Annotated in this window: 17 protein-coding genes; 6 read left to right on the forward strand and 11 right to left on the reverse strand. The window is 69.1% G+C overall.

Annotation, left to right across the window (positions count from 1 at the left end):
• Position 1 precedes the first annotated feature (1 nt).
• Complete coding sequence (locus RAN62_RS13130) at positions 2–247, forward strand: hypothetical protein (RefSeq protein WP_305784872.1); 246 nt, start codon at positions 2–4, stop codon at positions 245–247.
• 12 nt (positions 248–259) lie between these two features.
• Here RAN62_RS13130 and RAN62_RS13135 read toward each other — a convergent pair whose 3' ends face one another.
• The 11 genes from RAN62_RS13135 to RAN62_RS13185 form a co-directional block, all read right to left on the reverse strand.
• Complete coding sequence (locus RAN62_RS13135; RefSeq protein WP_305784873.1) at positions 260–1,567, reverse strand: FliI/YscN family ATPase; 1,308 nt, start codon at positions 1,565–1,567, stop codon at positions 260–262.
• A complete protein-coding gene (locus RAN62_RS13140) occupies positions 1,564–2,247 on the reverse strand; it encodes a FliH/SctL family protein (protein ID WP_305784874.1) in 684 nt (227 codons plus the stop codon). Before RAN62_RS13140 ends, RAN62_RS13135 begins: the two co-directional genes overlap by 4 nt.
• The gene (fliG, locus tag RAN62_RS13145; protein WP_305784875.1) at positions 2,231–3,256 is read right to left on the reverse strand and encodes a flagellar motor switch protein FliG; all 1,026 of its coding nucleotides are present in this window, start codon (positions 3,254–3,256) and stop codon (positions 2,231–2,233) included. Before fliG ends, RAN62_RS13140 begins: the two co-directional genes overlap by 17 nt.
• A gap of 41 nt (positions 3,257–3,297) precedes the next feature.
• Positions 3,298–4,899, reverse strand: coding sequence for a flagellar basal-body MS-ring/collar protein FliF (gene fliF / locus RAN62_RS13150; RefSeq protein WP_305784876.1), 1,602 nt, complete (start codon positions 4,897–4,899; stop codon positions 3,298–3,300).
• A gap of 1 nt (position 4,900) precedes the next feature.
• On the reverse strand, positions 4,901–5,245 hold the full coding sequence (fliE, locus tag RAN62_RS13155; RefSeq protein ID WP_305784877.1) for a flagellar hook-basal body complex protein FliE: 345 nt from the start codon (positions 5,243–5,245) through the stop codon (positions 4,901–4,903).
• A gap of 2 nt (positions 5,246–5,247) precedes the next feature.
• A complete protein-coding gene (locus tag RAN62_RS13160) occupies positions 5,248–5,643 on the reverse strand; it encodes a flagellar basal body rod protein FlgC (protein ID WP_305784878.1) in 396 nt (131 codons plus the stop codon).
• Positions 5,643–5,990: a flagellar basal body rod protein FlgB gene (locus RAN62_RS13165; RefSeq protein ID WP_305784879.1), complete on the reverse strand. Its 348-nt coding sequence runs from the start codon at positions 5,988–5,990 to the stop codon at positions 5,643–5,645. The genes RAN62_RS13160 and RAN62_RS13165 overlap by 1 nt, the downstream gene beginning before the upstream one ends.
• Before the next feature lie 167 nt (positions 5,991–6,157).
• Entirely contained in the window at positions 6,158–6,478 is a 321-nt protein-coding gene (locus tag RAN62_RS13170) for a hypothetical protein (RefSeq protein ID WP_305784880.1), read from the reverse strand.
• Positions 6,479–6,497: 19 nt separating this feature from the next.
• On the reverse strand, positions 6,498–6,887 hold the full coding sequence (gene fliS / locus RAN62_RS13175; RefSeq protein ID WP_305784881.1) for a flagellar export chaperone FliS: 390 nt from the start codon (positions 6,885–6,887) through the stop codon (positions 6,498–6,500).
• 176 nt (positions 6,888–7,063) lie between these two features.
• Positions 7,064–8,440 (reverse strand): flagellar filament capping protein FliD, encoded by a 1,377-nt coding sequence (gene fliD, locus RAN62_RS13180; protein WP_305784882.1) that lies wholly within the window; start codon positions 8,438–8,440, stop codon positions 7,064–7,066.
• A 114-nt stretch (positions 8,441–8,554) separates the two neighbouring features.
• Complete coding sequence (locus RAN62_RS13185; protein ID WP_305784883.1) at positions 8,555–9,760, reverse strand: flagellin N-terminal helical domain-containing protein; 1,206 nt, start codon at positions 9,758–9,760, stop codon at positions 8,555–8,557.
• Positions 9,761–9,997: 237 nt separating this feature from the next.
• On the opposite strand from RAN62_RS13185, the gene flgN reads away from it, so the two are divergent.
• From flgN to csrA, 5 genes are read left to right on the forward strand one after another with little or no spacing between them, the layout of a single operon-like run.
• The gene (gene flgN, locus RAN62_RS13190; protein WP_305784884.1) at positions 9,998–10,483 is read left to right on the forward strand and encodes a flagellar export chaperone FlgN; all 486 of its coding nucleotides are present in this window, start codon (positions 9,998–10,000) and stop codon (positions 10,481–10,483) included.
• Entirely contained in the window at positions 10,483–11,964 is a 1,482-nt protein-coding gene (flgK, locus tag RAN62_RS13195) for a flagellar hook-associated protein FlgK (RefSeq protein ID WP_305784885.1), read from the forward strand. The genes flgN and flgK overlap by 1 nt, the downstream gene beginning before the upstream one ends.
• 12 nt (positions 11,965–11,976) lie before the next feature.
• A complete protein-coding gene (locus RAN62_RS13200) occupies positions 11,977–12,864 on the forward strand; it encodes a flagellin N-terminal helical domain-containing protein (RefSeq protein ID WP_305784886.1) in 888 nt (295 codons plus the stop codon).
• 41 nt (positions 12,865–12,905) lie between these two features.
• Entirely contained in the window at positions 12,906–13,304 is a 399-nt protein-coding gene (locus RAN62_RS13205; protein WP_305784887.1) for a flagellar assembly protein FliW, read from the forward strand.
• Positions 13,305–13,351: 47 nt separating this feature from the next.
• A complete protein-coding gene (gene csrA, locus RAN62_RS13210; protein ID WP_305784888.1) occupies positions 13,352–13,591 on the forward strand; it encodes a carbon storage regulator CsrA in 240 nt (79 codons plus the stop codon).
• Positions 13,592–13,639 lie beyond the last annotated feature (48 nt).

Consider the following 13,639-nt stretch of genomic DNA (forward strand, 5'->3'; position numbering starts at 1 on the left):
CGTGATCCGCCCGTCCGTCCTGCTCTTCGCGCTGCTGATCACCGCGCCGGCGCTCTACCGGTACGTGCTCGACGAGATCGACATCACCCAGGTGCTGATCCGCTTCCTGATCGCGGTGCCGGTCGCGGCGATCCTGCTGGCGGGGCTGCGCTTCGTGACGGCGGGATATGGCAAGAAGGAGGAGCCGGGCATCCCGGTCACGCCGGAGCCCGTCGACCCCGACGGCAAGGAGTCCCCGACCGGTTAGCCGGCCGGGGACTCAGGCGCTCGCGATCAGTTGCCGCAGCTGGGCCCAGGCCTGCTCGGCGGAGACCTTCTCGTCCAGCCCCTGCTGCAGGAACGCGAGGATCTGGGGCCAGACGGCCGTCGCGCGGTCCGCCTCGGGGTTGGTCCCCGGCACGTACGCGCCGATCTCCACCAGCTCGCGCACCTCCCGGTGCGCGGCCATCATCCGGCGCAGCTCGGTCGCGTCCGCCTTCTGCTCCTTCGTGGTGATCTTGTTGGCCACCCGGGAGATCGAGTCGAGGGCCTGGATGCTGGGGAAGTGGCCGGCCGTGGCCAGCTTGCGGTCCAGCACGATGTGACCGTCCAGGATGGAGCGCGCCGCGTCGGCGATGGGCTCGTTGTGGTCGTCGCCCTCGACCAGCACGGTGTAGAGACCGGTGATGCTGCCCCGGGCGCCGGGCCCGGCCCGCTCCAGCAGCGACGCCAGCATGGCGAAGACCGACGGCGGATAGCCGCGGGTGGCCGGGGGCTCGCCGACTGACAGGCCGACCTCGCGCTGGGCCATGGCGGCGCGGGTGACGCTGTCCATCAGCATGAGGACGTCCTGACCCTCGTCGCGGAAGTACTCGGCGATGCGCGTGGCCACGATCGGCGCCCGCAGCCGGACCAGCGGCGGGGTGTCCGAGGTGGCGATCACCACCACCGAGCGGGCCAGGCCCTCGGGACCCAGGTCGTGCTCGATGAACTCGCGGACCTCCCGGCCGCGCTCGCCGACCAGGGCGACGACGTTGAGCTCCGCCGTGGTGCCGCGCGTGATCATCGACATCAGGGTGGACTTGCCGACACCCGAGCCGGCGAAGATGCCGATGCGCTGGCCGCGGCCGCACGGGACGAGCGTGTCCAGCACCCGTACGCCCAAGGGCATCGGCGCGTCGACCAGCTGGCGTTCCATGGCCGACGGCGGGGCGGCCTCGATGCTGACCATCTCGCCGCGCAGGGGCGGCCCGCCGTCCATCGGCCGGCCCAGCCCGTCGAGGATGCGCCCGCGCAGGTCGGGGCCGACGGCGACGCGCAGCGGCCCGCCGGTGGAGGTGACCGGGGTGCCCGTACCGAGGCCGGCGATCGGCCCCAGCGGCAGGCAGGAGAGGCGCTCGCCGTCAAGGGCGGCCACCTCCGCCAGTACGGCGTCCTCGCCCTCGCCCATCTGCAGCAGATCGCCGACCCGGGCGTCCAGGCCGCTCACGGTGACCCGCAGGCCGACCGCCCCGGTGACCTTGCCCCGGCTCAGCGGCTGGGCGGCGGCCAGCGCGGCGTTGATGCGGTTGCGGAAGACGTCGGTCACAGTCGCAGTGCTTCCTTCGCTCGCTGCACGGCGGCGGCGATGGACGCGTCCACGGTCGTCGTGCCGGTCTCGGCGACGGCGTCACCCGGGCGCAGGCCCGGGTCGGGGCGCAGGTGCACCGGCCGTCCTTCGTAGTCGTAGTCGGCGTCGCCCGCCGCACCGACCAGGTTGCGGAAGTCGTCCGGGTGCAGGCTGACCACGATCTCGCCCTGCTCCGGCGCCGCGTTCATCGCCCGGCGCAGCGCCGCCGCGGCCCGGCCCTCGGCGTCGTCCAAGGCCCGGCCGATGATGGCCTCCGCCAGCTCGAACGCGTGCGCGAGCACGGCCTCCTGCAGCTCGTGCAGGGTCGGCATGAGCTGGGACTCGAGCCCGGTCACGGCCCGGCCGAGCGCGTTGATCGACTGCGCGAGCGCGGTGGCCCGGCGCTGCTCGTGCGCGTGTTCCACGGCCCGCACGCGCTCGGCGGCGGCTTCCGCCTCGATGGCGGCCGCGCGCTGGCCCTGGGCCCACCCCTCGGCATAGCCGGCGGTACGCGCCTCCTGCTTGGCCCGCTCGACCGGCGCGCTGTCGACGGGGACGCCGCGGCGCAGGTCGACGCCGAACGAGACCGCGGTGGCCGACTGCGCCACCGAGCCCCGCAGCACCGGCCGCTCGGGCCGTTCCTCAGGCGACGAGCTCATCGGCCTCGCCACCGCGCTGGATCTCGATCTGGCCGGAGTCCTCCAGCGAGCGGATGACCGACACGACCTTCTGCTGGGCCTCCTCGACCATCTTGACCTTGACCGGGCCCATGAGGTCCATCTCCTCGATGAGGTTCTCGCGGCCGCGCTCGGACAGGTTCTTGGTGACCTTGTCGCGCACCTCCTCGCCGACGCCCTTGAGGGCGAGGGCGAGGTCGGACGGCTCGACCTGGCGCAGCACCAGCTGGATGGCGCGGTCCTCGAGGCTGGTGATGTCCTCGAACATGAACATCCGGCGCCGGATCTCCTCGGCGATCTCCGGGTTGCGCGCCTCCAGGGCCTCGAGGATGAGGCGCTCGGTGGTGCGGTCGGCCCGGTTGATGATGTCCACCAGCGGGTCGAGGCCGCCGACCGTGGACAGCTCGTCGGGCTGCAGGACGGTCGACAGCTTGCGCTGCAGGGCCAGCTCGACCTGCCGGATGACGTCCGGCGACGTACGGTCCATGACCGCGATCCGGTGCGCGACGTCCGACTGCACCTCGGGGGCGAGCCCGGACAGGATCGACGACGCCAGGGCCGACGGGATGTGGGCGAGGACCAGCGCGATCGTCTGCGGGTGCTCGTACTGCACGTACGAGAGCAGTTGCCGGGGGTCGGCGTGGCTCAGGAAGTTGAACGGCATGTCCGTCATCGACGCCTGCAGCCGGTCGAGGATCAGCTGGGCCCGCTCGGTGCCCAGCGACGCCTCGAGCAGCTCGCGGGCATAGGCCATGCCGCCCGCGCCGGCGTGCTTGGTCGTCGCCAGCGCGTAGAACTCGTCGATGACGTCGACCACGACCTCCGGCTCGAGCTTGCCGAGGCGGGCGATCTCCGCCGACAGCTCCTCGACCTCGGTCTCGCTCATGTTGGCGAGGACCCGGGTCGAGTACTCCTTGCCCATCCGGACCAGCAGGATGGCGGCTTTCCGCAGGCCGGTCATGGAGCCCGTGCTGAGTGCCGGGGTGGTCAATGCGGTTCCTCCCTGAACCTGTTCCTACATGGGAAAGCCGACTAGCGGCCGGCGCCGAGCCAGCCGCGCAGCAGGGCGGCCATCTCCTCGGGCTGGTCCTCGACCATCTGCTCGATCTCGCGCTGCCGCTCCTCGAGGGCCTCGTGGGTGGCGTTCGCCGCCTCGATCGCGGGGTTGGGGATGGCCGCGTTGAGCTGGGCCAGCCGCTGCTGCTCCAGGGCCGACTGCATCTCCTCCAGGTGCTGGAGCTCGGCCGGGGTCAGCGACTTGCGCTTCTTCTGCTTCCGGCTCCAGCGCCAGGCCAGGAAGATCAGGAAGAGCACGACCAGGGCCATGGCCGCCGTCTTGATCAGCGAGGTCTGCTTGGCGGCGGTCTCCGCGGCGGTCGCCTGGGCGAGCGCGTCCTTCGCGGCCGTGGCGGCGCTGGTGTCGAAGGGCATCGCGCTGACGGCGATGGTGTCGCCCCGGGTCGCGTCGATGCCGGCCGCGGCGCTGACCAGCTGCTGCACGTCAGCCTGGTTCACCGCGCCGGCGGTCGTGGCGTCGAGCAGCACGGAGACGCTGAGCCGCTCGATGCTGCCCGGGGCCGCGTTGCGCGTCTCGGTGGTCTCGTTGACCGCGTTGTTGCGCGTGGTGCTGGTGTTCTCGTACTGGCCGGTCCCCGAGGAGCTGGTGGTGCCGTTGGGCACCTGGATGTTGTCCGGGCCGAGCACGCCCCCGCTGCCGTTGCCGTTGCCGTTGTATGCCTCGCGGCTGATGCTCTCGGCGAGGGCGGCGACGGACGGGTCCGACGAGTAGCTCTTCGTGGTCGTCTGCGTCTGGTCGAAGTCCAGCTGGGCGGTGGTCGTGACGACCGAGTGACCCGGGCCCACCACGGCGTCCAGCATGTTCTGCAACGAGGAGTTGAGCCGGTTCTGGAACTGCACGGTCGGCGAGTCGTCGCCGCTGCCGCCGCTGCTCGCCACGGCCTGACCGCCGCCGGCCGACAGGATCTTGCCGTCCGCGCCCGCCACGGTCACCTGCGTGGGGTCGAGCCCCTCGACGCTCGAGGCGACCAGGTTGACGATCGCCTGCACCTGCTCGTTGCTCAGCGGCTGGCTGGCCGAGGATTGCACCAGCACGGACGCGGTGGTCTTGTTCTGGTCGTCGGCGAAGACGTCCTTCTGGGGCATGACCAGGTGCACGGTCGCCGCCTCGACGCCGTCGATCGACTTGATGGTGTTGGACAGCTCGCCCTCGAGGGCCCGCTGATAGTTGGTGTGCTGCATGAAGTCGCTCGTGGTGATGCCCTGCTGGTCGAGCAGCGCGTAGCCCGTGTCGGACTCGCCGGGCAGGCCCTCGCCGGACAGCTGCAGCCGGAGGTCGTACACCTGGTCCTGCGGCACCATGATCGTGCCGCCGCCGTTCGCCAGCTCGTAGGGCGTGCCGGTCTTCTGCAGCGACTCGACGATCGCGCTGGCGTCCTTGCTCGACAGGTTGCTGAAGAGCGGCGCGTACGACGGCTTGGCGGCCCAGGTCGCGAAGAAGTAACCGCCGATGGCGAGCGCGAGGATGGCCGCGATCGTGACGGTCTTCTGGCCGGGGGTGAAGGACTTGAACGTGTCGCCGACCTTGCGGACCGGCGCGGGGAGACGGTCCGTCATGTTACGCCTGCATCCTCATGATCTCCTGGAACGCCTCGACGGCCTTGTTCCGGATGGCCATGGTGAGCTGGAGGCCGAGGGCGGCCTCGGTGGAAGCCATGGTGTACTGCGCCGGGTCCTGCAGCGTGCCGTTGGCCACCTGGACGGCCAGGTCGCCGGCCTTCGACTGGGAGGCCTGGACGCTTTCGAGACCCTTGGACAGCATGCTGGCGAAGTCGCCGTTGGGGCCGGTCGCCGCCTCGGCGCCGGTGGCGGCCGACGCGCCGGAGACGCCGCTGAGACCCTGGACCGCGCTCAGACCGCTGACCGCGCTGAGCCCGCTGATGCCGCTGATGGGAGAGGTCATGATCAGGCCTTCCCGAGGTTGATGGCGGCCTGGTAGGACTCGCGCGCCCGGTCGACGACCGACAGGTTCGCCTGGTACGCGCGCTGGGCCATCATGAGCTGGGCCATCTGGCTGCCGAGGTCGATGTCCGGGCGGCGCACGTAGCCCTCGGTGTCGGCCAGCGGGTTGTCCGGCTCGTAGGCGAGCTGGCCCTCGGCGCTGCCGTAGGCGATGCCGCCGACCTGGGCGCCGTTGCCGTCCTGGGCCTCCTGGGCCACGACATACCGGGCCTGGAAGGCGCTCTCGGAGGTCCGGCTGACGTTGTCGATGTTGGCGATGTTGTCGGAGACCGCGTCGAGCCACTTGCGGTAGACGGTGACGCCGCTGCCGGCCACCCCGATCGCGTTGAACGTGCTCATCAGGCCCCCTTGATGGCGTCGCGGATGAGGCTGTACTTGCCGTCCAGCGCGCGGATCGTCAGCTGGTAGCGCATCGTCGTGTCGATGTGGGAGAGCGTCTCCTCGTCGAGGTTGACGTTGCTGCCGTTCAGCCGGGTCGGCTCCAGCGAGTTCTGCACGCTGGGCGTGACCCCGGCCGGCGACTGTCCGTGCGCGACGGCGCTGCTCAGCGCCTCCTCGAACTTGACCTTACGGGCCTGGTATCCGGGCGTCTCGATGTTGGAGATGTTGTTCGCGATGGCGTTCTGCCGGGCGGACAGGCCGGCGACCGCGACGCGGAGCGAAGAAGATGCGACGTCGTCGAACACGACGGGTTCCTTCCGGTGGTGCCAGGTCGCCGTTCCGTGGCGGTCCCGTGAGCAGTCCGTTGCTCGTACCCTCAGGTTCGGCCTGGTTACGATTTCGCTGAGCCGCTGACGGTTGCCGGACGGTTGCACGCAAAAACCCGGGACCCCCTTCGAGGGAGTCCCGGGTTTCACATTGCGCAGTCCAGATAGACGGGGCGTTTGACGGCCTCGCCGGTCTCTATCCGGCCGGTCATGACCTGTTGAGTGCGGGTCGCCGTGAGCCGCCGGGCGATTTCCTTCGCCGCGGCCAGCTGCCGGGTGAGGATCTCGTCGGCCCGGGGCTTGAGCTCGAGCGGCAGCGCACCGAGATCCTGCGGCGGTTGCCACGGATCGGCGGCCGGCGTCTCGCTCATCCGGCGCTCGTCCGCGAGCATCATCTCGACCGCGGCCACGTCCATCTCGAGCTCGTCGAGCGCGGCCGTCCAGGCGTCACGCCACTCTCCGGTCACGCTGTCCCCTCAGGTTGGTTTATGCCACGGGCGCCGGGCCCGCGGCGGCCAGGGCCGCGGCTTCCCGCCACGCGTCGCGCAGCGGCTCGACGAAGCCCCGGCAGACCTTCACCCGCTCCGGGTCGCGGGCGATGTTCGCCCCGATGAGCTCGGTGAGCAGGTAGCCGTAGAGGTTGGCCAGGCCGGGGGCGCCGGACCAGGCTTCCACGTTCAGGCTGGTGCGCAGTTCGAGGATGATCTCCTGCGCGTGGTTGAGCTTGTCGTTGGCCAGCTCGCGGCTGCCGTTGCGCAGGGCGTCCTCGCCTTGGGTCAGATCCATCACGAGACGGTCGTAGAGCATCACCAGGAGCTTGCCGGGCGACGCGGTGGCGACGGAGTCCTGCAGGTAACGGTTCAGCGGAGAGGTCATGTGCTCCCTTTTCGTCCAGGAACGGGCGGATTCCATGGGCTGTCAGGTCGGGTGGTGCGCCGGGCCGGCGGCGGTGCCGGCCCGGGTCCTACTGGTCTCTTCGGTCCGTCGAACCGTTCGTTGAGTGCGATCCGGTTGCAGCGGGCGGTCCGCACCCCGGATCAGCTTCCCCGGCCTCAGCCCAGGCTGGCGATCTGGCCCGAGAGCCAGGTCCCCTGCGACTGGAGCTTGCCGAGGGCGGTCTCCAGGTCCGAGTACTGCTTGGTCAGGGCCACCTTCTTGGCGGCGAGCCGGACGTCCCAGTTGTCGATCTGGATGTTGAGCGAGTCGATGTTGTTCTTGCGGCCGGTGATGCTGTTGGTGACGTTCTCGATCTGCTTGTTGGCGACGCCCCGGAAGGTGTCGCCCAGCGCGATGCCGGCCTGCTTGATCGCGGCCGGATCCGCGTTGTACGAGGCGGTGAACTTGGTCTCGTCGAAGGTCAGCTGGCCGCTGCGGTCCAGCTCGATGCCGAACTTGCTGAGCGAGCCGAAGTTGACCACGTTCGCGGCCTTGTCGGCGGCGATCGTCGCGGCGTCGGCGGTCTTGTCCGGGGCGGCGGGCGCGCCGTCCTTGCGGTAGGTCAGGCCCTGGCTGACGGCGCTGAGGATGGTCTGGCTCATCTGCCGGACCATGAAGTCGCCGGTCAGCGGGGAGCTGGCCTTGGTCGCCGGGTCGTACTTGGTCTGGTTGCTGACCTCGGTCAGCGCCGAGTTGGCCGCGTCGACCAGCGCCTTGAACTTGGCGGCCATGCCGGAGACGTCGGACTCGGAGTTGAGCGTGACGCCGGTTTCCTTCTTGCTGACCGTCAGGGTCACGCCGGCCATCAGCCCGGTGAAGGTGTTCGTGCCGCTGGTGACGCTGTAGCCACCCTCGGCCTCGGACCCGCCGACCTGCAGCTTGGCATCGGTGGCGGCGCTCGTCGCGAGCGTGACGCCGGACCCCAGGCCGTCGATCGTGAACGCGTTCTCGGTGCCCGTCTTCGAGCTGACGAACTGCAGGATGTTCTGTTCGCCGCCGGTCGTGACGACGGAGGCCTTGACGCCCAGGCCGGCGCCGTTCAGCGCGTCGGCGACGCCCTTGGCGGTCTTGTCGGTCAGCTTGACCGTGACCGGGTCGCCGGCGCCCACCTTGACGGTGATCTCGTCGGCGTCGGTGATGGCGTCGGTCTTGCTGACCCGGGCCGTTGTGGACTGACCCTTGGCCAGCTCGACGACGTCGAAGGTCATGCTGCCGGTCGCGGTGTTGGTGCCGCCGACGGCGGTCGCCGTGACCGACGCGGTGTTGGTGGTGGGCTTGACCCCACGCCAGGTCGACAGGGCGCTCACGTCGGCCGCGGCGTTCTTGAGCCCCACGAGCTTGGTGTTGACCGACTGGTACGACGAGATGACGGTCTCGGCGTCGGCGACCTTGTTCTTGAGCCGGGTCTGGGTGGAGCCCTCCACCTTCATCAGCTGACTGATGATGTTGGTCGTGTCGAGCCCACTGGCGAGTCCGGAGACGGAACTGGTCACGGGTCACCTGCTTTCCTGCACAGTGAAGCGGGGGTAGCCGGCGCCGTCGGCCAGCTACCCCCGACTATTCGGTTGTCAGCGTTCTTCGGTTAGGAACTACCGGTTGCGGTTCGGTTAGCGCAGCAGCGACAGAACGTTCTGCGAGGCCTGGTTGGCCTGCGACAGCATCGAGGTGCCGGCCTGGGTCAGGATCTGGTTCCGGGTGAAGGAGACCATCTCCTGCGCCATGTCGGTGTCACGGATGCGCGACTCCGACGCGGACAGGTTCTCGACCGAGACGTTCAGGTTGTTGATCGTGTGCTCGAACCGGTTCTGGTACGCACCGAGGGTCGCCCGGGTGTCCGAAACCGACGTGATCGCCTTGTCGAGCGCCTCGATCGCCTTGGCCGCGCCGCCCTCGGCGGTGAGGTCGAGCGTGTTGGTGCCCAGCGACTTCGAGCTGACCGAGCCGATGGAGATGTTCATCGTCTCGCCGCTGTTCGCGCCGACCTGGAACTGGCCGCTGTTGGCCTTCGGGTCCGCGGTGCTCGCCCCGGTGGTGACGCCGATGCCGGACAGGTCGCCGCCGACCGTGAAGCCCTTCGAGCCGGACAGCGAGAACGAGGCACCGGTGCCGTCCGCGGCCACCTCGGCGCTGACGCTGACCTCGTTGCCGGTGAAGCCCTGGCCGGCCGCCGGGCCGCCCGCCGTCTGGTCGGTCAGCGCGGCCTTGATGGCCTTGTTCATGGTGTCCGCGACGTCCTTGGCGCTCGCGCCGGCCGGGATGTTCGCGTTCACCGTGATCGGGTTGGCCGACATGTCCTTGTCGCCGACCTTGTCGATCGTGAACGAGACGGCGCCGGTCGGCATCGAGGTGACCTTGGTGCCGTCGCCGACCTTGTTGCCGTTGCCGAAGGAGCCGTCGAGCAGCTTCGACTTGCCGAACGAGGTCGTGTTGCTGATCCGGTCGAGCTCCTCGTTGAGCTGGCCGAACTCCTTCTGCGCCGCGGCCTTGGCCTCGGCGTCGTTGGAGCCACCGTTCGCGGCCTGCACCGACAGGTCACGCATGCGCTGCAGGATCGAGGTGGTCTCGTTCAGCGCACCCTCAGCGGTCTGCGCGACCGAGATGCCGTCCTGAGCGTTGCGGACGGCCTGCTTGAGGCCACCCACCTGGGAGCGCAGGCCCTCGGAGATCGAGAGGCCGGCCGCGTCGTCCGCCGCCCGGTTGATGCGGAAACCACTGGACAGCTTCTCCAGCGACTTCGACATCTGGTTGTCCGTGACGGACAGGTTCCGGTAGGCGTTCTGGGCGGCGATGTTCTGGTTGATGCGAAGACCCATGGTGTTTTCCTCCTTGATTCGGGTCCGTACCGGCTCATCCGTGAACCGTTGGCGTTGCGCCGGTCTGATCGGCGGCCGTCCGCCGGTCATGAGAAGTGTGCGAAAAAATCTCGGGCTTTTCGGGTGAAAGCCCAAAACCGCTCCTGCTACCGGCCGGAAACCCCTCAGAGACCAACTACTGATGCCGACCTGTCCGGATGAGCGATTCGGAACGGAAAGAGGAAGGTGGGGGACCGGGTGAGCCTGACCGACCTGTCCAGCGTCCTGTGGCGAGCGCGTGAGCTGCTGGAGCTCCTGCTGTTCAAGCTCGAGGAGGAGCAGCTGCTGCTCGCCGCGAACCGCTCCCGCTGGCTCGCCCACGCGACGCGCGAGGTCGAGGTCGTGCTCGATCAGATCCGGCAGACCGAGGTGGCGCGGGCGGCGTACGCGCAAGCAGTGGCTCTTGAACTGGGTCTGCCCGTTGAGGCCTCACTGGGCCAGCTCGCGGACGCGGCGCCGGCGCCCTGGTCCGATCTGCTGCACCAGCACCGTAAGGCCTTCCTCACGCTCACGAGCGAGATCAGCACGATGGCCGACGCGAACCGGGAGCTGCTCACCGCCGGTCAGCGCGCGGCTCGCGAAACCATGCTCGCGTTCGCGGGAACCGTGGAAACGTATTCCGCGGCGGGCAAGACAGTCAGCGGCGGGGTCCGCCGCCCGAGCCTGGTGGATGAGGCGATCTGATGGCCAGCAGCTTCGGCAGTATCAACACCGCCCTGACCTCCCTGTACGCGCAGCGCCGCGGCCTGGACGTCGCGGGGCAGAACATCGCGAACGCGGGCACCGAGGGCTACACCCGGCAGCGGGTCAACATGCAGGCCGCGGTCGGCTCGGTGGTCCCGGTGCGCTGGGCCACGACCGACGGGCTCGGCACCGGGGTCGAGGTCACGGACGTCCAGCGGCTGCGCGACCAGTACCTGGAGAACCGCGGGCGCACCGAGCACGGCAACAACGCGTACCTGACCAACCAGGCCGCCGCGTACGGGTCGCTGGAGGACACCTTCGCCGAGCCCGGTGACACCGCGCTGCAGGCCCAGCTGCACGACCAGTGGGCGGCCTGGGGCGACGTCGGCGACGAGCCGAGCAGCACCGCGGCCCGCTCGGCGCTGCTGCAGCAGAGCCGGGTGGTCTCCGACGGCATCAACAGCGCGTACGCCGCGATCGACGGCCAGTGGAGCTCGAACTACCAGCAGCTCGGCAAGTACGCCGAGGAGGTCAACACCACGGCCGGCACCATCGCCCAGCTCAACGACTCGATCGTCAAGGCCAAGGCCACCGGCGTCACGGTCAACGAGCTGGAGGACCGCCGCGACCTGGCCGTCATGAAGCTCTCCGAGCTCACCGGCGCCACGGCGCAGCTGCGCGAGAACGGCTCGATGGACGTGTTCGTCGGCAACTCGCTGCTGGTCAACTACAACACGACCCGCAAGATGTCGGCCAACGCCGGCGTCGCCACGATGGACGCCCAGCTCGCGCTCAACGAGGGCACCATGCCGACCGGGACCAAGCCGGCCGGGCTGACCTGGGCCGACACCGGTGACGTGGTGACGGCGGGCGGGACCATGGGCTCGATGGTCGACACGATGACCAATCTGCTGCCCGGCATGGCGCAGAAGCTCGACACCGTCGCCAAGGCCCTGGTGACCACGGTGAACTCGGCGATGGCGAGCTCGTACAAGACGGACGGGTCGCCGGGCCAGGACTTCTACTCCGGCGACTTCAGCACCGGGCGCTACGCGAAGAACATGAAGGTCGCGATCACGAATCCGGCCGACATCGCGGTGTCGGGCAAGAACGAGACGAACGCCGACGGGACGCCGAAGCTCGACGCGGGCGGCAACCCGGTCGGCACCAACGACGGCTCGGTCGCCACCGCGCTGTCGGCGACCGCGACGAAGGCCGGCAGCCCGGACCGGAACTACCAGGACATGATCGCCGACCTCGGGGTCAACGCGCAGACCTCGACGCGGCGCAGCGAGATCCAGCAGAACGTCACCGAGCAGGTGGACGCGGCCCGCGAGGCGGAGTCCGGGGTCAACCTCGACGAGGAGATGACCAACCTGCTCACGTACCAGCGCGGTTACGAGGCCGCCTCGCGCGTGCTCACCACGATCGACTCGATGCTCGATCAGCTCATCAACCGCACCGGTCTGGTCGGAAGGTAAGGAAGACGGACAATGGTCAACAGAGTCACCGACAGCAGCATCTCCACCCGGGTCCTCGCCAACCTCCAGCGCAACATCCAGAAGGGCGAGAAGATCCAGGAGCAGCTGTCCAGCGGCAAGCAGCTCAACCGCCCGTCCGACTCGCCGAACGGCACGCTGCAGTCGATGCAGCTGCGCGGCGAGTCGCGCGCCAACTCGCAATATCTGCGCAGCTCGGGCGACGGGCTGGGCTGGCTGAGCACGCTCGACGGCACGCTGAGCAGCACCTCGACGATCCTGCAGAAGGCCCGGTCGCTCACCGTCCAGGGCCTCAACGCCGGCGCCGGCAGCGGCGAGTCGCAGGCCGCGATCAGCCAGGAGCTGGACCAGATCAAGACCACCATCCTCGGGTACGCGAACACGACCTACCTGGACCGTCCGGTGTTCGGCGGCACGACGACCGGCACCAAGGCGTTCGGTGAGGACGGCCAGTTCATCGGCAACCGGGACGCCGTCCAGCGCACGGTCGGCCCGAACTCGCAGGTGCGCGTCGACATGGACGGGGTGTCCGCGTTCGGCGAAGGTGACGCGTCGGTCTTCAAGGTCCTGGACGACATTTCGACGGCGTTGAAGAACAACGACATGGACGCCGTGGGCAAGGGCCTGGAACGGCTCGATGCTGCCGCCAATAACGTGAAAAACTCTCTTTCGGACGTTGGCGCCCGATACAATCGGATTACGCAGATGAAGTCATCTGCGGAGGATCGGCTGCTGGACGTGACGTCTCAGCTCTCCGAGGTCGAGGACGTCGACCTGCCGAAGACGATCATGGAAATGCAGCTTCAGCAGACCTCGTACCAAGCGGCTCTGGCCGCTTCGGCAAAGGTGATTCAGCCCTCGCTCATCGACTTTCTGAGGTGACCATGAGTATTCGCACCGAGTCCCGACCGATTGGGGCCACCATGACCGACACCGAGCTGGACCTGCCGACCATTCACATGGCCGTCCCCATGCCCGGCTTCCCGGCGCACCGGGAGTTCGTGCTGGTCCGGCTGAACGATGAGGGTCTGCTCTACGCGTTCACGTCCATCGAGGACCCCTCGCTGCGGTTCCTCGTCGCGCCGCCGGAGCCGTTCTTCCCGGACTACGCGCCGGAGATCGAGAACGAGGTGTTCGCCGCGCTGAACACCCAGGATCCCGATCGCCTGTTGGTCATGGTCGTCATCACCGCCGGCGTGGACGAGACCACCGCCAACCTGCTCGCGCCGATCATCGTCGACCGCGACGCGCACCGGGCCATGCAGGTGGTGCTGACCGGCAGCAACATGCCGGTGCGGGCCATCATGCGCAAGGCCTTCTGACGGCCGGAGCGCGCGGTGTCCTGTCCACGGATGGAGGGGGGCGCTAGATGCTCGTGCTGACCAGGAGGGCCGGCGAGAGCGTGATGATCGGTGACGACGTCGTCATCACCGTTCTCGAGGCGCGCGGCGACGTGATCCGCCTGGGCATCCAGGCGCCACGCGACGTGCAGGTGCACCGCGAAGAGGTCTATCGGGAGCTCCGCGACGTCAACCGCGAGGCAGCCTCGCCCGACGACGCGGCGGTTCGCGCACTGACCGAGATGTTGGAAGAGAAGAAGCAGTCCTGACCGGGCCGGCCCCCTCGCGGGGACCGGCCCGTCGCTTTGCGGAGAACT

This window comes from Symbioplanes lichenis (assembly GCF_030709675.1).
GTDB lineage: Bacteria > Actinomycetota > Actinomycetes > Mycobacteriales > Micromonosporaceae > Actinoplanes > Actinoplanes lichenis.